Origin of the sequence: Thalassotalea sp. PS06 (assembly GCF_007197775.1) — a bacterium.
Lineage (GTDB): Bacteria > Pseudomonadota > Gammaproteobacteria > Enterobacterales > Alteromonadaceae > Thalassotalea_A.
Map to the genome: position 1 here is coordinate 2,235,683 of NZ_CP041638.1, position 22,432 is coordinate 2,258,114.

Annotated in this window: 14 protein-coding genes and 1 pseudogene; 4 read left to right on the forward strand and 11 right to left on the reverse strand. The window is 44.9% G+C overall.

Features of this window, described 5'->3' with window-relative positions; all coding sequences use genetic code 11:
- Nucleotides 1-2: 2 nt before the first annotated feature.
- From FNC98_RS09950 to FNC98_RS09985, 8 genes and pseudogenes are all read right to left on the reverse strand, one after another.
- Entirely contained in the window at nucleotides 3-4,736 is a 4,734-nt protein-coding gene (locus FNC98_RS09950; protein WP_143581085.1) for an alpha-2-macroglobulin family protein, read from the reverse strand.
- Nucleotides 4,737-4,917: 181 nt separating this feature from the next.
- Nucleotides 4,918-5,352, reverse strand: coding sequence for a DUF3293 domain-containing protein (locus FNC98_RS09955; RefSeq protein ID WP_143581086.1), 435 nt, complete (start codon nucleotides 5,350-5,352; stop codon nucleotides 4,918-4,920).
- Between the two features lie 33 nt (nucleotides 5,353-5,385).
- Nucleotides 5,386-7,236: a DUF3300 domain-containing protein gene (locus tag FNC98_RS09960; protein ID WP_185967927.1), complete on the reverse strand. Its 1,851-nt coding sequence runs from the start codon at nucleotides 7,234-7,236 to the stop codon at nucleotides 5,386-5,388.
- 398 nt (nucleotides 7,237-7,634) lie between these two features.
- Nucleotides 7,635-7,883, reverse strand: a pseudogene (locus FNC98_RS09965) (N-acetyltransferase family protein); the annotation flags it as partial.
- Nucleotides 7,884-8,094: 211 nt separating this feature from the next.
- Nucleotides 8,095-8,388 carry a hypothetical protein gene (locus FNC98_RS09970; protein WP_143581088.1) on the reverse strand — a complete coding sequence of 98 codons (294 nt, stop codon included), beginning with the start codon at nucleotides 8,386-8,388 and terminating at the stop codon, nucleotides 8,095-8,097.
- Nucleotides 8,389-8,404: 16 nt separating this feature from the next.
- A complete protein-coding gene (locus tag FNC98_RS09975) occupies nucleotides 8,405-11,485 on the reverse strand; it encodes an AAA family ATPase (RefSeq protein ID WP_143581089.1) in 3,081 nt (1,026 codons plus the stop codon).
- On the reverse strand, nucleotides 11,482-12,684 hold the full coding sequence (locus FNC98_RS09980; protein WP_143581090.1) for an exonuclease SbcCD subunit D: 1,203 nt from the start codon (nucleotides 12,682-12,684) through the stop codon (nucleotides 11,482-11,484). The genes FNC98_RS09975 and FNC98_RS09980 overlap by 4 nt, the downstream gene beginning before the upstream one ends.
- Nucleotides 12,685-12,795: 111 nt before the next feature.
- Nucleotides 12,796-13,485, reverse strand: coding sequence for a hypothetical protein (locus FNC98_RS09985; protein ID WP_143581091.1), 690 nt, complete (start codon nucleotides 13,483-13,485; stop codon nucleotides 12,796-12,798).
- 241 nt (nucleotides 13,486-13,726) lie between these two features.
- Between FNC98_RS09985 and FNC98_RS09990 the strand changes: the two genes are divergently transcribed.
- Nucleotides 13,727-14,485 (forward strand): hypothetical protein, encoded by a 759-nt coding sequence (locus FNC98_RS09990; RefSeq protein WP_143581092.1) that lies wholly within the window; start codon nucleotides 13,727-13,729, stop codon nucleotides 14,483-14,485.
- Between the two features lie 109 nt (nucleotides 14,486-14,594).
- On the opposite strand, the gene FNC98_RS09995 is transcribed toward FNC98_RS09990, so the two are convergent.
- Nucleotides 14,595-14,750: a hypothetical protein gene (locus FNC98_RS09995; protein ID WP_185967928.1), complete on the reverse strand. Its 156-nt coding sequence runs from the start codon at nucleotides 14,748-14,750 to the stop codon at nucleotides 14,595-14,597.
- Between the two features lie 298 nt (nucleotides 14,751-15,048).
- Between FNC98_RS09995 and FNC98_RS10000 the strand changes: the two genes are divergently transcribed.
- Nucleotides 15,049-15,747: a hypothetical protein gene (locus FNC98_RS10000; protein WP_143581093.1), complete on the forward strand. Its 699-nt coding sequence runs from the start codon at nucleotides 15,049-15,051 to the stop codon at nucleotides 15,745-15,747.
- Between the two features lie 615 nt (nucleotides 15,748-16,362).
- Here the strand turns inward: FNC98_RS10000 and FNC98_RS10005 are convergent.
- Nucleotides 16,363-18,456, reverse strand: coding sequence for a prolyl oligopeptidase family serine peptidase (locus tag FNC98_RS10005; RefSeq protein ID WP_143581094.1), 2,094 nt, complete (start codon nucleotides 18,454-18,456; stop codon nucleotides 16,363-16,365).
- A 156-nt stretch (nucleotides 18,457-18,612) separates the two neighbouring features.
- On the reverse strand, nucleotides 18,613-20,142 hold the full coding sequence (locus tag FNC98_RS10010; protein ID WP_143581095.1) for a fumarate hydratase: 1,530 nt from the start codon (nucleotides 20,140-20,142) through the stop codon (nucleotides 18,613-18,615).
- Nucleotides 20,143-20,453: 311 nt separating this feature from the next.
- On the opposite strand from FNC98_RS10010, the gene pabB reads away from it, so the two are divergent.
- The gene (gene pabB, locus FNC98_RS10015) at nucleotides 20,454-21,827 is read left to right on the forward strand and encodes an aminodeoxychorismate synthase component I (protein ID WP_143581096.1); all 1,374 of its coding nucleotides are present in this window, start codon (nucleotides 20,454-20,456) and stop codon (nucleotides 21,825-21,827) included.
- Nucleotides 21,828-21,847: 20 nt separating this feature from the next.
- Nucleotides 21,848-22,417: a CoA pyrophosphatase gene (locus FNC98_RS10020; RefSeq protein WP_143581097.1), complete on the forward strand. Its 570-nt coding sequence runs from the start codon at nucleotides 21,848-21,850 to the stop codon at nucleotides 22,415-22,417.
- Nucleotides 22,418-22,432: the final 15 nt, after the last annotated feature.

Below are 22,432 nucleotides of genomic sequence, written 5' to 3' on the forward strand. Positions count from 1 at the left end.
ACTTAAGGCTTAATCTCAAAACCTTTCACCGGCGGCTCTATGAATAATAGCCTTTCCGGTTGGTACATGTCCTCAATCAAAGTTGGTCTGGCTTTGCTTGTTGAAGGTGTTTCCGCACGCAGTACATAGGCAAATTTGTAGTTGATGCTGTAACCAATATCAACGGCTGCTACGTACCTGTCGTTGCGAAACTCTTCATGCAACAACGTATTGGCAGCGATACCGGCATTTCTGAGCACTTCGTTAGCATTGGTGAACATGGGGTTTTCCAGTACAAAACCGGTAGGCAGAAAATCCACCAACAAACCTTGTTCGATTTTTTCATTGCTCTGTACATCAATAACCACAATGAGCTTTTCACCAACGGATAACGGCTCGCCTTCATAGGAATCGCCATTTTCGCGAAGATATTGTTTGCCCATGGAACTGTAAGGGATAGTGGATTGGTAATCGCTTTTATCCGATGCTGGCCCGCGCGCCAGGATCTCCACGTACAATGGAAAATCATTGGTATTTTTCAATACGCTGTCGGCGACCAAAGAAACCCGGCTGATCCCTTGTCGGCTTGCTCCTTGTTCCGGAGTTCCGTGTTCTGGAACGCCTTGCTCATAAGCATCTTGTCCTTTCGAACTTGCATAATCAAATTGATAAGACGTCTGGTTATCACGATTTAGCATCGACCCCAGCTCAACCAAAGCAATTTGTTCCTGCGTGCTCAGATAGCGTCGACGATTCAGATCTTTTTTAACCTTCTCAACTAAATCGTTGCGAAGCGATATAAGCTCGTTCGATAACTTGATGTGCTCGCTCAACTGACTGATGACAACGGCGATTCGAGCGTAATCTCGAAGATAGGAGCCGTAATCATAACCATAGGCATATTGATTGGTGCGCGGTGTCTCGCGACTATCCAGAATCAATCTCTGACCGGCCTGAACATCGCCTTTTAACATTAACGCCGCCCCCAGATAAGCACTTGCTAGAGGGCCTGGCGCCAAACGTTCCTGCAACTTACGCAAATTGCCATATTCAATTTGATTGGTTTGCGCTAACAACCAATAAGCATAATATTGCGCCGGCTGTTGTTGGCGGTATCTTAGGGTCTTTATGCGATTGGTAGCACGATTGAGCATTTGCTTAGGCACAATATTTGGATACTTCTGCTCTGCCTGTAATAAAAAGTCAGTCACATAAACGCTGATCCATGCATCTTCTTTGCCCTGTTTGTTCCAGAGTGAAAATCCGCCGGTGGATTTTTGCATGCCACTTAAGCGAGCAATGGCGATTTCCAGTAATTCCTTCTCGCTGCTGTGCTGCAGTTTATTCTGCTTGTGCTGCTCAAGATCCGGGTTATCTATCAACCAAGGCATGGCTTTTGACGTGGTTTGTTCCGCACACCCATAAGGATAAGAAAACAGGTGTTCGGTGTAAGGCATTGGGTCTAACAAAGCATTTGATGAAATGGCCACCATGCCTGGGTTTGCCCCATTTATATCGATACCTTGCCAGTATTCATCTTGTAGTGTTATCGAATCACCTGCATCTAAAGTCAGAGTATGTTTTTTCGATAGCAGCGGCATACCGTCTCGAACCGGGACAGTCCAACTGCGACTGAAACTTGAGGCATCACTTTCGATATCAATACCAATGCGAGCGAATTCTATGCCAGAGCCGACCTTGAACGACAGCGGCAATGTGGTGCGTTCCCCATCATCAAGAGTAACACTCTTCGACGTATCGGTTGAGCTTTGCAATTGCTCAGGTAATACAATGGAGAGCGAGATTTGTTGCTGTGTATCAGTTTGGTTAAACACTTCCAGCATCGCCTGAGATTCATCCCCTGGGGTTAAAAATCTTGGTATCGCCAATTCCGCAACGATTGGTGCTCGAATTGTTACATCCTGGATTTGCTGGCCGTATGAATTAGCACTAAATACTGTGGCAACCAGTTGCGCTTCGCCATTGTAATCGGGGATATCGACGCTGATTTCACTGCTGCCATTGCCATCAAGTGGAATCGCCTGGGTCATCAGAGTAATGGATTTTGCTTCCACTAATTGATCAGGGCGCTTATTAAAAGCCGCCTGAGCATCGCCACCATATCGATGCTGTATAAAGGAATCCGGACGCTGTTGGTAAAAGCGGGAATACAAATCAATGACATCGCCGCCATAGCGTTTTTGGTTAAAGAAATAATCAAATGGATTTTCCGCTTCAAAACCCGATAAGTTAATAATGCCCTTATCAACTAAAGACACCGTAACCCAGGCTGAATCGCCACTAAGTCCCTGTGTATCAATCGTCAGAGAAGCTTTTTTCAGAGGCAACAATACCTCGTCATGCTTCACCTGAATGTTGAGCTGACGGTCGCCACGTTCTAACAATACCGGTGCAATAGCAAACAATCGACGAGGGGACGATGATTCATTATTGTTATGGGCAACCAGTGTCGCCGTTATATACAGATCATGGCGTTTTATATCTTCTGCAAGCGGCACATTTAAGGTTACCTCACCAGCAGCAACTTGCTGTTGCATGTGCCACTCGACCTGATCCGACTCTAAGGTTAGCAATAATTTCCCTGCCACCGGCGTTTGCAGCTGCAGAGCAATGGTTTCACCGGCCTGATAATCGGTTTTATCAAGGCGTAAACCTAATTGATCGGGTTTTGCCGGTTTCTGCTGGCCAGCGCCCTGCCACCGGGCATTAAATGCGTAAGTGGTTTTAGTACCGCCGGATTGCCAGGTAACCAGTCGATAGTTACCGTATTCAACTGGCAAATAAATGGTTTTACTGGCGCCTTTTTTCACTGAAACTTTATCCATACTCACTGGGCGCCATTCGTTATCACGATGCATGCGCCAGCCCGATGATTCTTCATAGGTCCAATAATAACCGCCGCGATTTCGCTCTAAACGATACTCGATATCACCCGACAACAGTTTTTGCCCATCTGTGGACAATACCGCGATATCAAAAGCAATCTGTTGATGCGCATTAATTTCCGCGGGCCCTTTAATTGCCGTTAGTGCTTCGTTTTTCCAATAAGTGAATTTTTGACGACGGGTGATAGTTGCGCCCCCTTGCTCAAATAGTTCATTAGCAAGGTTTACGGTTACCGGAGATTGCAATTTATCGGTGGCCAGTAACGGATAATCAATGCTCGCCTTACCCTCTTCATCGAGTTTAATGTCTTTGAATTTTGGTAGGTCCCGTGACGGATATACGGTAAATGGCGTGCCAACATAATAATCCTGATACGGACCTTTTAAATGATGTAATGACTGATAATAAGGCGAGATTTTCAGTTTATTGCCGCTGGTCGGGGCGCCAAACAGATAACGCCCCTGATAATCAATCTTCACCGCCGGCTGAGCCTTCAGGCTAATATCGCCAGTATCAACGATCAAATCCATCCGTTCCGGGACGAACTCAGAAACCACGAACGGTAATTGTGCAATGGCATTTTTTGAGCCGGAATTTACCTTGACTCGCGCATGCCATTTACCGAGCGCAGCGCTTACCGGAATGCCATATTCCATGCGGAAATATCCACCATTAGCAGCGTCTAACCAACGATTGGCGATTACTTTCCCGTCTGGTTGCACAAACTCCACATAAAGTTGATGCTGTTCAGCCAGCGTGCCATCCTGGTCCCGAAGTAAAATATTTAAAGGTAAAGATTCCCCCGGTTTAAACAGGTCACGGTTGGAATATAAAAATGCCTGTAAATCCTGATACTGATTACCGGTAACGTCAAAATCTGATAAATCTAATGGCATTTCTTTCAGTGGCAACCAACCGGTATTGTCAGCCGCTTCAATAAGCAGTATTTCATTGCCCTGGACTTTATAAGCAAATTGACCAAAGCCATTTTTAAGCGAGCCTAGCCGTGTCTTTCCAGACTTTGGCTGGTAGACATAAACCTCGGCATTTTGCGTAAATGATTTTTCAGAATAATGAGTGGCATGAACGGCAAGTTGTTGGTCAAACACCTTCGCCTGCACACCAATATCCGTTAACAGCACCTGAATAAACTCGGTACTGTCATAGTCGAACTGACCACCACCTTTTACCGCCAGCAAATACCAGCCCGGCGTCAAACTATCTGGCAGTTTGATATCCAGAGGCTGACTTTTATTGATGGGCAATTTCGGTAATTGATAGTCTAATGTGGTTACCGTTTTAAGGTACTTACTGACACGTTGGATCTGATACGAAGAAATATTGCGGCTGTAGAAGATTTTTTGCATAAACGACGCCGGCTCAGTAACTTTCATCACTTCCACCGCCACCGTTTCCAGATTCACCACCGATAAAGGAATGGTTCTTGGACCGTTAGCCGGAATAACCGGACCACGCCCTAATACGGTAACATCGGCACTGACCTCAGGAATGGTTACAGATTTAGTCTCAAATGGCGTAGTTGCGCCAACATCAAACACTTCAACACGATAACGACTACCCACTTTTACCTGAGAGTTAATTACTGAGAGTTTATTTTTTAGTAGCTGATTGTGCTGGGAAATCTCAGTTTCCTGCTCCTTCCCTTCAATGTGGAAGACTTTAATTTGAAATGGTCGGTCTATGGAAGCGACAGACTCGGAAAACTGAATAATTAATGCGGGTTTGTCCTTATGCAAATAGTGGCCAATGTAGTCGACCTGAACGGCGAAAACCTTAGAAGATAAAAGAGTAAGCGTAAGTAAAATCAGAGATTGGATAAGAATCCGCATGCGGTAAACCCTGTATTTAAACGTCGGTACGTAAAGGTAAATAACTGTTTTTCAATAAATAAATCTATCAGGAAACTGCGGAAAAATCCTGACCTTTTACAGAAAGATTATGATCAATTATGACAACGTTTAATAAGAGCTACAGCCAAAAACTAGTTACCATGCTTTAATCCAGTGCGAGCTATTCTTCACTGACGACGATTTCTGACAAGGTATGCGAGGGTGTAGAAAATAGAAAGACAAAGGCATTTTGTCGGTATTTCTGCGCCAATAAGCAGGCATTGCGACGATCGATATTTAACACCAATACACTTGGCTCAATCCAATCTCCAGAAGGACTTTGTCCCTGTCCGCAATGAAATTGATAGCCCGTCTCTTTCAGCTCGCTTTGTAAGTTATTGTCAGCTTTAAGATTCTCTTCTTCACTCAGCTTTTCACTGTAAGGGTTGTAAGCACTGATAAGGGCTGCTGCGTAAACGCCTTGTTGTTGCAACCAAAGGTGCAATGCCCCTTCAGACTCGCCAAGCTCTATGGGGAACGTTTCGTTATTTATCGTGACCTGATACAAGGTATCCTGATAAATCTTCATAAGCTGTGGCGACAATTGCTTACTCATGCTGATTAACGGATACCTGTACTCAAGTATAATTTAATGATTCTTTTGTCTGGTTGAAGGTGGTGCTGATCGAGTAGCACTGCGTGTTGGTGCACGCATGGTACTTGATGGTTGAGTGCGGGTAGGCACGGTTCTCACACTTGGTGAGCTGGTAACCGATGGCGTAGTGCGCACTGAAGGTGTGCTTCTTACCGTCGGTGTTGACCTCACCGTTGGCGTCGATCTTACGGTGGGTGCTGAACTTACGGTTGGAGTAGAACTAACGCTGCTGCGAGTTCTCATCGTTGGCTGAGTTACACTTCGATTGGAATAAGAACGTGCAGATTCCGAAAATCGTCTGGACGTCGCCGAATCTCTAGAATCGGCGATATCGCTAGATAGCGAGCGACGATTAGGCTGTTGCACCGGTGTGGTTGCATTGCCTGTAACCCGACGTTGCTGACGAAGTTGATTGTAATCTCCAGAGGTATTGGACAGCTTTTCCTGGAAGCGCTGATAGCGCTCGTTATTTCGAATTTGCTGGCTTAGCTGATTATCCGAGCGATTAATCTGCTGCGTTGCCGTGCGGGTCGAAAGAGCCTGGCTATTTTGCTGGCTGCGCGATGTATTCAAATCACGGCGTTGTTGTTCAAAACGCTGCTGATAACTTTGAATCAATTCTTTGTTTACCGGACGTTTCGCTACGCTTTGATCTCGGGCATCCAGTTTCGTCGAAAGTTGATTGCTCGCGGGAGTAACGACATTGTTGTTTCCGGTGTCACGGATCTGGGCTTGGGCCTGAACCTCACGCTGCAATTGCTCGTGTTGTTGACGAATCAATTCTTTGCGGCCAACTCCCTGCTCGCCACCAACATACCCCATAGTGCGCATATCGTTGCTTGGCGTTCTAATGTAGGCTTCGCGGTTTGAATGATACTTTTTCTTGGCATAATCGGTGCGGTATCCCACGCCTTTACGATGTTTCGGATCGTGTTTCCATTCCTGACCCAGGTCTTTTTTGATCTTGGTCGCGTAATACGGCTTGTTGTGGTGGTATTTTCGGCCAGGATAATACTTATTGCGATAATGATAAGGCTTATAACGGTAATCGTTATAAACACGAACGTGATAGCCCGGCCAGTAAAACGAGTTAAAGTGATAGTTAAAGGAAATACTCACCCCTGGTAACCAGGTGTAATAGCCAAAATGGGCAAAATGATTGTGATTATGGTGCCAGCGCCAATCCCAGTAAACCGGAGGGTAGTAACCCCAGCGCCAGTTACCGTAAACGACACGGGTGTCGTAATATGGTACGTAAATAACTTCAGGTTCAGGTGATTGGATGACAATGACATTGTCTTCTTTGTATACGTCAACTTTGTCGAGATTTTCGAGACTACCGGCTTCATCCGCCTGCTTGCGCAATGCCTGAATGCTTGCCAGCAATCGCTGCTCATCATCTAAAAATGCATCGCCGAGATCCTGTAACCAGTCGAGATCATCGCTGATACGTTTCAATACTTCAGGGAAGGCAATCAGCGCTTTTACACTCGGATCCCAATCTTCATTTTCCGCCGCCTTCATCGCTTCATTGGTTGTCAGCTTATCATTTTTCTGACGCCAGCGATTAGCTTGCACTACTTCCAAAGGATAGGTTGAAGCAATGAGGATATGGGTTAACAGACTATCAGGATAGAGAGCGATAGGTGCCAGCATTTGCTGTAATTCGGCTTCGCTGAATACTTGTTCAGCTTGTGTCGCTTGAGAAGGTTTTTCTGGCGCTTTGGCCTGAGCTTCTTCAGGTTTGGTAATTTGCCTGGCAGTATTTGTTGGCTGCTGTGCCAAGGCGGCAGAAGCAGAGCTAGTCAGACAGACGAGCGCAAGTACTTGAGTTAAACGATTCATAAACCACCTCTTAGCGAAGATCTTGCTGCTGGGTCGGTATCTTTCAGTATAACCCAAACCAATTAAAGGGAATCTTAGCATCCATTTATTTGGGTTTGACCTCGTGATACAGCAAATAGTTTCATTTAGCACACAATTACTATTGCAAAGGTAATTGCAGAGCACTGAAAACGCAGCAATTTTTTATAGTTATTTTACTGTTTATACGTGAAAGATCTGACTCTGTCTACGAAAACAATCGTCACATATTTTTAAATCGTGTAGGTTTCTGCTTTGAAATGCCGTAAAAATCGGGGTTTGTGAGGAGAAACGAGATTCCGGAATAAAATCCGGAATGACGGATTAGCTGAACTTTATTGGGACTGATGAATCTTATTTTCAACAATCTACTTATTAGGCTAGCTATTCAACCATTTATACATGACAAACGCATCGACATAGCCCTGCTCTGGATGGTTAAAGGCTTTCGGTAGTCTACCGGTAATGTTACAACCTAAGCGTTGCCAGAGGCGAACCGCAACTTGGTTAGAACTGGCAACAAAATTAAATTGCATGGCTTTATAACCCATCTCAACCGCGATGTTTTGCGAGTGTTCGCACATTTTCGTGGCCAGGCCTTTACCTCGAGCGGCAGTTGCCACCATGTAGCCGCAATTGCAAACATGACTACCTGGGCCTGCCTATTATACCAATCACATTAAATTATTGCTCACTCAGTGAGAATTTAAAGGCTTTTAGACAAGGCTTTGATTGCAGAGAATGGTTATTCCATTGTCAAAATTAGTAACGCAGGATAAACGCCTTTAAAACTCACCCGGAGGGAGTTAGTGAGAGGCCCATTTACTACCCTATATTTCATTAATATAGAATGACTATATCAATAAAATCTATGTTGTAACTGAACCTCGGCCCTAACTCTGAGTTGTGCACAAACTTAATGTGATTGGTATTAGTTTTAATATAATAGCTACCAAGAATGATATTGTTTTCTATCGCCACAAAGGTTTTCGCAGGTTGTTCCATCCACACCGTATAAGCGCTTTGTTTGTCCATATCCCTTGAGTACGCATAGGTATCGCCGCGCGCAACAATATCCTGCATAAAGCCCCAGATACTATCAAAATCCTGTACTGTCGCTTCTCTGACAACCATACTCAACAACCTTATATTACATATTTGACAAAGAAATCTTGCTGCCACCACCATCATTGCGTACATCAATACGCTGCGCCATCTGCTCTTTGAGCTCATTTACATGGGAGATAACCCCTATGGTGCGGCCGGTGGACTGTAAATCGATTAAGGTATTAATCGCCAATTGCAAAGACTCATGATCTAAACTGCCGAACCCTTCATCGATAAACAAGGTATCCAATTCGATACCGCCGGAGCGTTGCTGTACAACTTCTGAGAGCGCAAGAGCTAAAGCCAAAGACGCCATGAAAGATTCACCACCGGATAAAGTCGCCACCGGGCGAACTTTGCCTGTGTGCGCATCATCAACGGCTAAATCTAACCCAGCAGTAACATTACGCTTTTGCTGCGCTTCAGCCTGTCGCACCAATCGGTACTGACCTTTGCTCATAATATGCAAACGCTGGCTGGCAATTGATAGCACGTTATCAAGAATATCCGCCAGCACAAAACGCTCCAGAGAGACTCTAACTTTGCCTTTACCGCTGGCCGCATTTGCCAACGTGCCTATCACTTCATAATCCTCTCGATGCTGTTCCTGTCGAGACTGATATTCAGCAATTCGTTTTAGAATATTGGTCGAATTAGCGACGGCAATTGATGCCTGATTCACTTCCTTTTCGTGGATCTGATATTGGTGATCGGTATTATCCAGGTTTGCCTGCAACGCCGATAAATCGGGAGCCGATTTTTCCTTTAATCGCTCGGCCAGCAAGCTTAAGTTATCCGCCAGCGTTTTCGCTCTTTGCTGATATTCACTCACATCTTGCTGTAATCGACGCAGACTAAACTCATCAATACACGCTGCCAGGAAGGCATTTTGATCGTCAAAATGACTCGCGGTTAACTGTTCCTGCCATTGCGTTTCCAGTTGCTGCAGTTTTTGCTGCATTTGCTCAGCATGTTGCAGTTGGGTTGTTTTTTTACTGCCGATTGCACTTAAATCCTGAGAGACTTTCTGGAAATTTTGCTGAGCTTCCGCAAGCTGACTATCTAATTTCGCTAATGATTGTTGGTTATCATTAACCGCTTTGTCCAATATCGATTTGTCGCGATATTGTTCTGGTAAGCCTTTTTCCGCATCCGCAAGTTTCATCGCAGCGGTTGCACTGTCGGCAGCAAGCGCTGGCAATGCTTGTTCAAGTTCCTGTAGATTGGCCATTAACCGCTGCAATTCTGTCTGCATCGCCCGCAACTTTTCGCCAGCCTTGATCAGTTGTTGCTGATCTTGTTTAAGGCCATTGATTATTTGACGATGCTGCGCCAGCGTTTGTTCTAATTCCTCTAGAGGTAAAATCCCGTTACCCTGCGTCTGCTTTTGTGAATCAATGAGCTGTTGTTGCTGCGCCTGACAAACGTTTAGCTCCTGTTCAATTTTTGCCAAATCTACTTGAGCGTTTTGCAGCCCTTGCTGTTTTTCATCACGGCGGGCACGCTGTTCATCGATCATCGATTTATTGACAACCTGACTACCAGACGCGGCATCTAATCGCGCCGGTGCCGGATGTTCTTTGGAGCCACAAACCGGGCAGGCATCGCCCGGATTAAGTTGCGCAGCAAGAATCGCCGCCTGCGAGCTGTGCCATTGAAACTCAATGGTCATCAAGGTTTTATTTTCTGTCTCAAGAAGGACTTGAGATTGTTTTACCAGGGTTTGGCGTTGGCCAAACTCTTGATTCAGGGACTGCTGCTTGTCGATTAACTGCTGTAACTGTCGACTCGCGGTGATTTGTTGCTCAAGCATTGCCTGGTGTTCTATCGCCGCCGGCATTTTATCGACATTGAGTTGCAGAGACTGAATTAACGCTTCACCTTTTTTCACTCGGCCTGAGTATTCTTCAATTTTAGCCTTGGCTTGTTCGATGTTCTGTCTGGCGCTTTGCTCTGCTGCTGATTTTTGCTGACATTCCTGCTTGATGACATCAAAGCCCGCCAGGGTTTCCTGGAAAATCACCAGCTTTTGCTGTTGATCTAACAAGGGCTGGCGTTGCTGATGCTGTTGCTGGGCGGCTTGTAACTGCTGTTCCGAGCGCTGCAAATTTTCAACCGTTTGCGCTTCTAGCTGCTCAGTCTCGGTAATCTGCGTTTGCAGTTGTTTGATATCTGCTTGCTGAGCCTGCAAGACCTTAAAGCCTGGTTCAATTCGAGCCGCTTGCTCAGAGAGTTGCAACTTATTGGCCTGCAGCGCCATCTCCTGCTGTCGCTGCAGATGTTCCGCCTGAGAGTGTTGTAATCGGGTATGCTCAGAAAAATCCTCGGCCAGTTTTTTCCCTTCCTGATATGCGACAATGGCTTGTTGGCGCTGTGTTTCCAGTTGCTGTTTGCTTGCAGTTAACTCGGCTAATTTTTGTATCTGCTGTTCTTCTCGACTCTTAAGCTGAGATATTTCCTGAACCTCGGCTTCCTGCAACGCCTGATTAATCATCTCCTGCAGCTGTTCATAATCCCCTTTGATTAAGGCTGCTTTGTCTTTGAGAATTTGTTCGATTTTTTGATAAATCTGAGTTTGGAATAAGGTTGATAGAATCGATTGCCGAGCATCCGATTTGGCCAACAGTAATTCTCGGAATTTGCCCTGTGGCAATACCATGACCTGACGAAATTGGTCGACGGTTAAACCGATAATTTCGCGGATCATGTCGTCGGCATCTTTTTTCTTTTTCGCGACCAGCGTGACTTCAGTGCCATCATCCAGGAACTGACAAAAATGAGCGCTAGCTTTTTCTTCGGTAAAGCCATCACCACGCTTGGCGGGACGCAATTGCGTTGGTGTACGAGTAATTCGATAACGCTTATCACGAATGGTGAAGGTCAGTTCCACCTGAGTAAGTATGTCATCATTAGCGTTATCCGAGCGTACCGCAAAGTCCTTACGCGCTTCATCCGTGGTTTCACCGTACAATGCAAAACAAATAGCGTGCAAGATTGAGGACTTACCTGCCCCGGTTGGACCATCAATTAAAAACAGTGGCGCGTCACCAAGCTTTTGAAAATCAATCACCTGTTTATCGGCAAATGGACCAAATGCCTGCACCGAAAGGGTTAAAAACTTCATTCGCGCCCCTCCGTGATGGCTTTGGCCTGTTCAACGGCATCTTTTAATATTTGCTGTTGACTATCCGTTAGCTCGTTGTCAGTAACCTGAGAGAAAAACTCGGTAAACACCTGAAGCTCGTCTTTTTTCAGATCCCCGTGTGCGCCTGGCTCATCATCCTTATTGTTTGCTTGATAAAATTCAGAAAACTGCCTTCGCTCCATCTGTAAAACGTTGGGGTATACTTTGCGGAGCCTTGCCAATGGTTCCAATAAACTCTTTTTGTCGGTTAATCGAACTAGCAGATAATCATCAAAATCTGGATCATTCTTGCCGCTGGTCAATAAGTCTTGCAACTCCCCTTCCAAGACTCTGAGGTTGTGCCTTGCCTGCAATGGCAACAAGGTGATTTGAGCGGGTTTTCCCTGAGTAAGTTCGACCAAAGTTACGGATTTATTTTGTTTGTGTTCTGAAAACGAATATTTTAACGGTGAACCCGAATAACGGATATGTTCCGCGCCTTTATACTGCGGCCCATGCAAATGACCAAGAGCAACATAATCGAAATCTTTTAAAGGTTGCCAGGAGACTCTATCCGCACCACCAATGGCCAACGGACGCTCGGAATCTGATTCACTGGCGCCATCAATAAAACAATGACTAATCAACACCGATGGCATGCTTGAGTGATGCTGTTGATGGTTCTTGAGGATTTGTTCTGCCATGAACGTATGCGCGTCATCATAACTTCTAAGAATCTTGTCCTCGCCATATTGCTCAGTAATTTGCTTAGCAAATGCTTCTCGAACCTCGACGGGATCATGGTATGGCAATCCGTAAAAAGCGACGCTGTCGCCACTTTGCCCTTCAATAATGACAGGCTCAGAAGCCTGTTGTAAATCCGCAAGAATATGCAGGTTTGCCAGGCGCATTTGACGAGCGCCAAACCGTAATCGTTTTGCACTATCGTGATTGCCGCTGATCATAATCACCGGAATATTATGTTGTTGCAGATCCACCAGAAATCTGTCGAGAACATCAACGGCCTGAGCAGGAGGTACCGAGCGGTCAAAGATGTCACCAGCGACGATAATGGCATCAACCTTGTGGGATATCGCAAGTTCTTTTATCTGGGAAAGTACAAATTGCTGATCTTCAAGAAGAGAAATATTTTGGAAAAGTCGACCTATGTGCCAGTCTGATGTATGCAAAAATCGCATGCCAATCCCTTGTTGCTAACCTTGTGGCGTTTCGTATTTTGTCAGTCTATCACAATGTTTGAAATGACCTATAACCTTCCTTGGTGTTTAGGCAATAAATGTTTATTTATCTTAGTTCATGCGACTTTTGTTCAAACGTCTAGCGCTGATTAAGCCAGTGGTAAATAACAGCAAAAGTGTTAAAGATTTGGGTTCAGAAACATCTGAGGAAGAAGATGAAACTGAGGGTAGCCCCATCGCAACGATTTTTCCGACAAAAAATGAGTACCCGCCAGACTCTAAGTTATCGAAATCCAGTGCAAAATAGCTAGTTCGTATCTGACTTAAATTGTAAAAAAATTCTTCACTGAACAGTGGTATATCCAACTCACCCGCTTCACCTCGATAATAAGTAAAGTCCAACATCATAAAGTTAAATTCGTAACCTAAAAACTCGCCTGTAAATTCAGTCTCTGGGTTTCCTCCGGACCAAGCTTCGCCAATAAGTCTTTTTCTGTATTCCCCCCTAACTTCAATCATACTCGGCCTGTAATAAAATGGTGCAACGGTAAACGTATAACCATTAACCAAGAATTCAAAGTAGATCCCTTCCAATGATACTCTTTCTGGGTGCTCTTCCACATCAGTAGCCTCCGTATCGATTATCATATAACCACTGAAAGAGTCACCCTCACTGAAAACCAGATTTGCTTCATATTCTACCTGGTCGATATAGCCGATAAATTCGACTCTTATGATTTCTGCATAACTATTAAATGAAAAACTACACACTAGAAAGGTAATAACCGCAAGAAAACGCATAATTAGTTCTACTGTATTTGTTTAAACCGATACGGAAAAAGCAAACAGCGAACCAATTTTAAAAATGATCACCTATTCAGTAGCTTATAGTTACCACAAAGCAACTTACGTAATGCTTCGTAAAGTATTTTGCGACCTATCAGGCAGTTACGGGTCACTTTTGGATGTAAAACTTGCGAGACGGGCTGTTCTTTTCAAATGGTTGCTTTAAAATCCGTAAAAAAGATTTGTCGGTTTAGTCATGTTATCGAACCTATTTAAAACTTCCCCACTTATTGATAAACACAGCAAAGCCTGGATAGACGAGACCTATGTCTGGTTGGAAAAGCACTTTGTTAGTGTGGATCCGGAGTTAAAAGCCCGCTGTATCCTGCCTACCAACGAGTATTATCCGGGTAGGGTTGGTAGCGTAGATGAAATGGCTCAGGCAATATTTGTAAAAACTTCTGAATATGCGGGTATGTCGAACTGGCCTGTTGTCCTGAAACCAGCAAGCCTTAACCCTGCTCCTGCAATCAATGCGCTGCCCAAACTTAGCTTTCCCGATGGTTTTCGCGGCTCCAATATCAATGTGGTTAACAGCGACTTTTCCATGCAAGGTGCTCAGCCCATGATTTGGCCGTATCAGGAACAGCAAATCAATCATCCACAGGCAATGATTGCTAATTTTGCCCAGGGGTTTGCGGCCTTATTGCTCAGTCAAACCAATGATATTCCGCCTGGTGGTAATGAATTTAGAAATCAGGCCATTGATTTACTCGCCTGTTACCTCGGCTTTGGGGTAATGATGGCAAATACGGCTTATCAGTTTAGAGGGGGATGTGGCAGTTGCTATAGTCCTTCGGCTAATCGTCAGAACATGTTGACGGAACAACAGACCGTATACGCATTGGCACTGCATTGTGCACGCAACAATTTGGACACCAAGCCAGTGCGTAAACAGCTGAAACCTCATCTTCAGAAAGATTTTAAGCGGGCCTTGAAACAGGTAAGCGGTTAATTAGAAAGTTTCAGGTAATGATTGAGGATAGACCTCAGGGTTATTGTACCTCGAGAAGAGATTGCGCCACCAAATCGAGCAACCGGAAGCCAGCCCCAAAGATAACGAGTCACATGAAATTGTCGCCGGTTTTCTGACCGTGAAATACCGTATCTTTCTTAAACTTTTCCGCGGTGGGCCAATATAAGGTGTCCTCAGAAAATTCATGGCTCAAATCAATCCACTTACCCGCCGCTTTGGACTCATCAGCTAAGGTGTTATTCATGAGGAGAAAGAGCAAACTCAGCGACATCAGCAAAACGCTTATGCCCTTCACTTAGGATTTTAGAAGCGGATTTTGAATATCTGACATTTAGCTTTCCGATATAAATGTTTACACCAAAATGAACATGTATTGGCGCATTTCATGGTGACTCGCTAGCTATTCACGTACAATTTAATCCTTTAATTTCACATTGCGGTTTCAATTAACATTTGCATTATTGGCGATTTTTAAGTTTTTACCCGCGTGTGTGTAGCGATTTACCGATAATGAACAAATAACGATTAATTTAAGGTTCACCATGTTCAATACCCAATATGCCTTGTCCGGATTAATGGCAATTCTTCTAACCAGCGCTTCAATGCTCCAACCTGCCTCTGCAAATGCAGACGCTCACCAACAGCATAACCTGATGGGTATTCACGGCATGGTGTTACTTATCGATAGTGAACAGAACCTTTACGCCAATCATCTGCCTTTGTACCGTGCACCTCACAACCACCAAATTGTCTATTCAATCGGCTTACCCGAAGAAATTAAACAGAATGTGACTTCGATGTTGGCTACTAAACAGATGGTAACTGTTGTACCCGAGCCTTTTGATTTAACGCGAATGATTGATGGTGAAGCATTTGCGGTTAAAGCCGATATTTATCAGGGGCACTTTGAGCGCGATGGTAAAAAGTTGCTATCGACAACCTTAACGTTAGACAAGCAGGTGTTAAATCACCCCGTGGGTGCCAATCGTTCGGAATCTGGCATGACTGTTAATATAACCCCGATTAATAGTAAAGAGAGTTTGTACGTTCATAAAATTGACCGACAACCTGGTTTTGATGCTTTGGGCGTGTTGGTGAATAAGAATTTAACCAATAGTTCCGGTGCAAGCTCGCTTGAGTGCACAGCGCCCAAAGATCTTGAACATCAAACCATTGAATTAGCCCTGAAAGATTGTGGTCTCAGCGCACCCGTTTATCTGGAAACGAAAGACTTTCAGTAGGGAAATGAACCGCATCTTTGATTTCCTGTCGAAGCAGGAAATGACGTTAGTTGGCTGATGACTATTCAATAGCTCGTCATCTCCATGTAAATGGAGATCTAAAAGCACATTGCTGTGATTTCCTGTCGTAGCAGGAAATGACGTTGGATAGGTTTTCACGTTTCAATAACCCGTCATCTCCATGAAAATGGAGATCTAAGAACGCATGGCTGTGATTTCCTGTCGTAGCAGGAAATGACGTTAGTTGATTGATGACTATTCAATTGCTCGTCATCTCCGTGTAAATGGAGATCTAAGAGCACATTGCTGTGATTTCCTGTCGAAGCAGGAAATGACGTTAGTTGGCTGATGACTATTCAATAGCTCGTCATCTCCATGTAAATGGAGATCTAAAAGCACATTGCTGTGATTTCCTGTCGTAGCAGGAAATGACGTTGGATAGGTTTTCACGTTTCAATAACCCGTCATCTCCATGAAAATGGAGATCTAAGAACGCACGGCTTTGATTTCCTGTCGGAGCAGGAAATGACTGCAAGGATATCTGGTGCTCGGCTTTTTCTTCCACCTTCCACCTTCCACCATAAAAAAGGGGAACACTGAGCTCCCCTTTAATCATTACTCCGCGTTTTGCCCTTTCAAGTACTTTTCCATCCAGGCAAACACTTCACGATACCATTCCTTCAGGTTATCTGGTTTGCGGATATGGTGATCTTCGTCCGGGAACATCACCAGACGCGAGTCGATACCTTTGCGCTGTAACGTGGTAAACGCACCAAGGCTTTGTGCATAAGGCACACGGTAATCCAGCTCGCCCTGAATCACCAGCATTGGCATTTTCCAGTTATCAACAAATCGGGACGGGTCAAACTTATCGTAGTTCTCTGCGAACTCGTAGTAAGGGCCCGAAAAATCATGCTCTGGGAACCACAGCTCTTCGGTTGAATAATAAAAACTCTTCATATCGAAAAGACCAGCGTGGTTAACAATACAGTTAAAACCATCTGACCATTTGCCCATAAACCAGTTCATCATGTAACCACCGTAAGAGGCACCCAGGGCACAGGCATTGTCGCCGTCCAGCCAGGTTTCCTTCTCGGTGATATAAGCAAAACCTTTTTGCAAGTCTTCTAACGGTTTACCACCCCAGTCGCCGCTGATGGAATCGGTAAATTTCTGTCCGTAGCCAGTTGAACCGTGGAAGTCGATCATTACCACACCGTAGCCTTGCGCCGCCCAAAGTTGCGCATTCCAGCGGTAATGGAACATGTTACCAAAGCTACCTTGTGGGCCGCCGTGTACTAAAAATGCGATTGGGTATTTCTTACCTTCTTCAAAGTTAGCCGGCTTTAACCAGTAGCCATACACTTTTTCGTCATTCCAGCCAGGAAAACTAAACTGTTTGAACTCGCCCATTTGCAACTTAGCCATGGTGTCTTTGTTGATATCCGTTAGCTGTTTAAAGCCATAACCGTCTTTATTGATGGTGTAGATATCCGCAGGCGTGTCTAAGGTATGGCGAGTAAAGTAAATGGCTTTACCAGCGCTGGTTACATCTCCAGCATAACCATTTTGATAAACCGGAGTGACTTCGCCAAATTGCAGGCTGATAGAGAAAATGCTTTTTTGGCCAACATCCTGAGCCAATGCGATAACCGAGCGGTTATCGTCACTGAAATGGAAATCGCTGATTGAACGATCCCATAATGGCGCCACGTCCTGGACTTTGCTGGAGCGCAAGTCTTTCACTTTCAGACTAAATTTATCCGACTCATAAACTTCGGTTTTCATCGCCTTCCAGGCTAAGTAACGACCATCGCTGGAATAATGCGGCAATGCATCCCAGGCCTTATTATCTTCGGTGATATTGGTCATGGCGTTAGTCGCCAAATCTACTTCAAAGATATCCCAGTTAGTCGTCCAGGCATGATCACGATCTGGAGATTTCGCAGAAAAAGCCAGCTTAGTGCCATCCGGATGAAAACTCACCTGGGACATGCCAGCGATATCGGCATTCCACTCAGGCATCAAATCCGTCGCGTCAGTTAACTTTCCTGTTTCCGGTAACGTCGCTACAAAAAGATGGGTATTAAAGGTATCAAGCCAGTGATCCCAATGACGAACCATTAACTGATCATAGGCTCGGGTATTGTGCTTTTGCGCCGCTAATTGTTGCTTTGCCTCAACGGAACATTGCAGGGTTTCACATCCGGGTTTTACATCAAATGCCAGTGCCATGGTTTTGCCATCGGCGGCCATTTTGTAGCCACCAACATCCATTGGAAAATCCGTTAATTGCTTCGCTTCTCCGCCACCTAAAGACAGAAACCATACCTGGGATGAACCAGAGCGGGAGGAAAGGAAATAGATACCTTTGCTGTCGCTGGCCCATTGCACTGTATGTTCAGAAGCTTTATTCGAGGTTAGCTGACTTACCTTCTCAGTAGATAAATCTCGCAGATATAAATGATTGGCGCCTTTTTCCTGGCCATTTTTTATGCCGTATACCAAAGCGCCGCCATCTGGAGATACTTTCACATCATATAGCTGGCGAAAGTTATTCAGGTGCTCAACCGTTAGCGTTTCCGATTGCGAGGCAACATTGCCCGTATTTGCATCAGAATTCGCTTGTGCCTGTTCAGCAAGTGCCGGTACCGTAGCAAATGCAACGCTGGCAATGGTACCTAAAGTTATTTTTGAAAATGAATTCATTTATTGATTCCTGCTTTTTCACAGTTTGTTATAACCGGAGTATTCAACCATAAAACCGCGTAAAAATAAAAGCGCTTAAAAATAAAACGCTCCGAGATTTAACATCAAGGAGCGCTTAAAAAACACAGTAATTGAAAGCTTATAATAGCAGCGAAATTAAGCTTTGAGCTTTTCGTCCAACTCTTCAATTTTCGCCTGCCAGATTGCAGGACCGGTCACGTGAGCAGATTCACCAGAGCTATCTACCGCTACGGTTACTGGCATATCTTCCACTTCAAATTCGTAAATGGCTTCCATACCCAGCTCTTCAAAGGCTACTACGCGAGATTTCTTGATTGCTTTCGATACCAAGTAAGCTGCACCACCAACTGCCATCAGGTAAACCGACTTGTGGTTTTTGATGCTCTCTACGGTTGCAGGACCGCGCTCGGCTTTACCGATAGTCCCTAGCAAACCAGTATCAGCTAGCATCATCTCAGTAAATTTATCCATACGGGTTGCTGTAGTCGGGCCCGCAGGACCTACTACTTCATCACCTACCGCATCTACAGGACCCACGTAGTAGATAAACTTATTGGTAAAATCAACGCCTTCAGGAAGACCTTCGCCAGATTCCAACAGCTGCTGAATGCGTTTGTGAGCAGCGTCACGACCGGTAAGGATTTTACCGGATAACAATACGGTTTCACCGGTTTTCCACTCGGCAATATCGGTTTTAGTCAGGTTATCCACATTTACACGACGAACGTTATCACCAACTTCCCAGGTAACTTGCGGCCATTCTTCAAGCTTAGGAGGCGTAAGTACGGCAGGACCAGAACCATCCAAATGGAAATGTACGTGACGAGTCGCCGCACAGTTAGGGATCATAACCACAGGCTTAGATGCAGCATGGGTTGGTACCGATTTGATTTTTACGTCAACCACAGTAGTTAAGCCGCCCAGACCCTGAGCACCAATACCTAGTTTATTGGCACGCTCATAAATCTCTAAACGTAATTCTTCTTCGGCATTTTGTGGACCGCGATCAATCAATTCCTGAATATCTACCGGATCCATTAAACTTTCTTTCGCAAGAACACCGGCTTTTTCGGCGGTACCACCAATACCTATACCTAGCATGCCCGGTGGACACCAGCCCGCGCCCATAGTTGGCAAGGTTTTCACAACCCAGTCAGCGATTGAATCACTTGGATTTAACATCACCATTTTGGTTTTGTTTTCACTGCCGCCGCCTTTTGCGGCAATCATAACTTCAACCTGGGAGCCCGCTACCAAATCAATATGAACAACCGCTGGGGTGTTGTCTTTGGTGTTTTTACGAGCACCAGCAGGGTCAGCGACAATCGATGCACGTAATGGGTTATCCGGGTTATTATAGGCACGACGAGTACCCTCATCTACCATTTGCTGAACCGTAAGGTTGGTATTATCCCACTTTACATCCATACCCACTTTTACAAAGCAGGTAACAATACCGGTATCCTGACAGATTGGACGATGGCCTTCTGCTGACATACGGGAATTGATAAGAATTTGCGCGATGGCGTCTTTCGCCGCCTGGCTTTGTTCTTTGTGATAGGCAGTTTCAAGTGCCTGGATGAAATCTAACGGGTGGTAGAAAGAGATATATTGTAAAGCATCTTCAATGCTATCAATAAAATCCTGTTGCTTAATGATAGTCATAATCTTCTCGTCGTTTCTCACTTTCATTGAACTAAGGTTCAATCAACTCCACTGAAAAACCAGTGCATTTGATATTAAGATTAGCCAATGATTTCTCTGAGTTATATTGAATTTTTTAAGATTGCCCGTATGATACATCGCCAAATCATTATGAGCCAGACAAACTACAGAAAATTACCTAGTACCTTCGACTCACTTTCAAGCGGCGACACAAATTCTGAACAGAATTACTCGTTAGCCGTTGGAGTTTGATAGACTTAGTAAAAATTTGTCCTCGTTAGCACCATATTTCACGATCTGACTGAGCCCGGATGTCGATATTTACCAAAACATTAACTGACAAAAGCCAGCTGGCAATCGAAACGTTATTTGCCAGATTGCAACACCTGCCCTATGCAATTTGGCTGGATTCTAATTCAACAAACCATGTCGACAGTCGCTTCGATATTGTTGCCATCGAACCGGTGATCACTTTAGAGACGTCACAAGGTAAAACCAAAGTTCACGACAAAATCACAGAACACGTTCAATATTCGGTTGCCGATCCACTAACACTCGTTGACCACTATTTGAAAAGCCATTGTGAGAGCGTTGTAAACGAGTCAGAACTTCCATTCTCTGGCGGTGTGCTTGGCTATTTCAGTTACGATTTAGGACGCTACTTTGAGCGTCTGCCAGCGACAAGTAAACGTGACATCGATTTACCGGATATGGCAGTTGGCATTTATCGCCATGCGCTTATCTTTGATCGGGCGTTGAAAACTTACACTCTGGTCAGTCAGGACGATAATCTTGCGGAACTAGAATCGCAATACTTCCCAGATTTGCCAGCAGTCGAACAACAAGACGGGTTTAAGCTAACCTCGAGCTGGCAGGCGAATATGAATGCACAGCAGTATCGGGATAAGTTTGCCAGGGTGCAGGAATACTTGCTAAGCGGCGATTGTTACCAGATAAATCTGACCCAGCGATTCGAGGCAGAATACAAAGGCAGCGAATATCAAGCCTACCTCGCCCTTCGCGAAAGCAACCTTGCGCCTTTTTCGGCGTTCATCCGATTGCCGCAAGGCTGCATACTCAGTGTTTCGCCGGAGCGTTTTTTGCAACTTCAAGATAGCAAGGTGCAAACTAAGCCGATAAAAGGCACCAGGCCACGAGGCAAAACCACTGAAAGTGATGAGAAACTCGCGAGTGAGTTAAAACACGCCAGTAAAGATCAGGCGGAAAACCTGATGATAGTCGATTTGCTTCGCAATGATATCAGTAAAAACTGCGTGCCCGGTTCGGTAAAAGTACCGAAGCTATTCGCCATTGAAAGCTTCCCAGCGGTGCATCATTTAGTGAGTACGGTAGTCGGTGAACTGGCTGAAGATAACAGTGCTATGGATCTGCTACGTGGCTGTTTTCCCGGTGGTTCAATTACCGGTGCACCGAAAATTCGCGCCATGGAAATCATTGAAGAGCTTGAACCTAATCGGCGCAGTGTTTATTGTGGTTCTATCGGCTACGTTTCGGCGTGCGGAAAAATGGACACCAGCATTACCATTCGCACTCTGATAGCCAACGAACAAACTCTCTATTGCTGGGCAGGTGGCGGTGTCGTCGCAGATTCTCAAGTCGACAGTGAATATCAGGAAACGTTCGACAAAGTGAATAAAATACTGCCAGTGTTGGAGAAATTGTAAAAGGATTGGAAATCATTGACGTGAAGAAATCGGAATTTATTCAACGCTTTTCATTAGCTTCACTTGATTCCAGTTGTCAGGAGTTTCGATACCCTGGCACATTGAAAAATGCCAGTGTCCTGATCCCGCTACAGGAAACTGAAGCCGGTCTTGAGGTAATTCTTACACGCCGTGCCGACCACCTATATCACCATCCGGGCCAGGTAAGCTTTCCCGGGGGAAAGTGCGAAGAAAGCGATATCAGTGTTGTCGACACCGCTTTAAGAGAATCTCATGAAGAAATTGGCATTATTCAGGACGATGTCGAGATCCTTGGCCAGTTGCGCCAGTATCACACCATTACCGGTTACCTGATTACCCCGATTATTGGTTTTATTCCACCCCATTACCCTTTCATCATTGATGACAATGAAGTTGCAGAAGTATTTTCAGTGCCTTTGTCTCACTTTCTTGACGAAAGTAATCACCTTCGAGTCAAAGTATCCCGCCGCGGGATGACCCACAAAATCTATTTTATGCCCTACATGACATATAATATCTGGGGAGCGACGGCTGCGATCATCAAAGATTTGGTAAAACACCTCAAATAATTTTGTTCTGCCGAG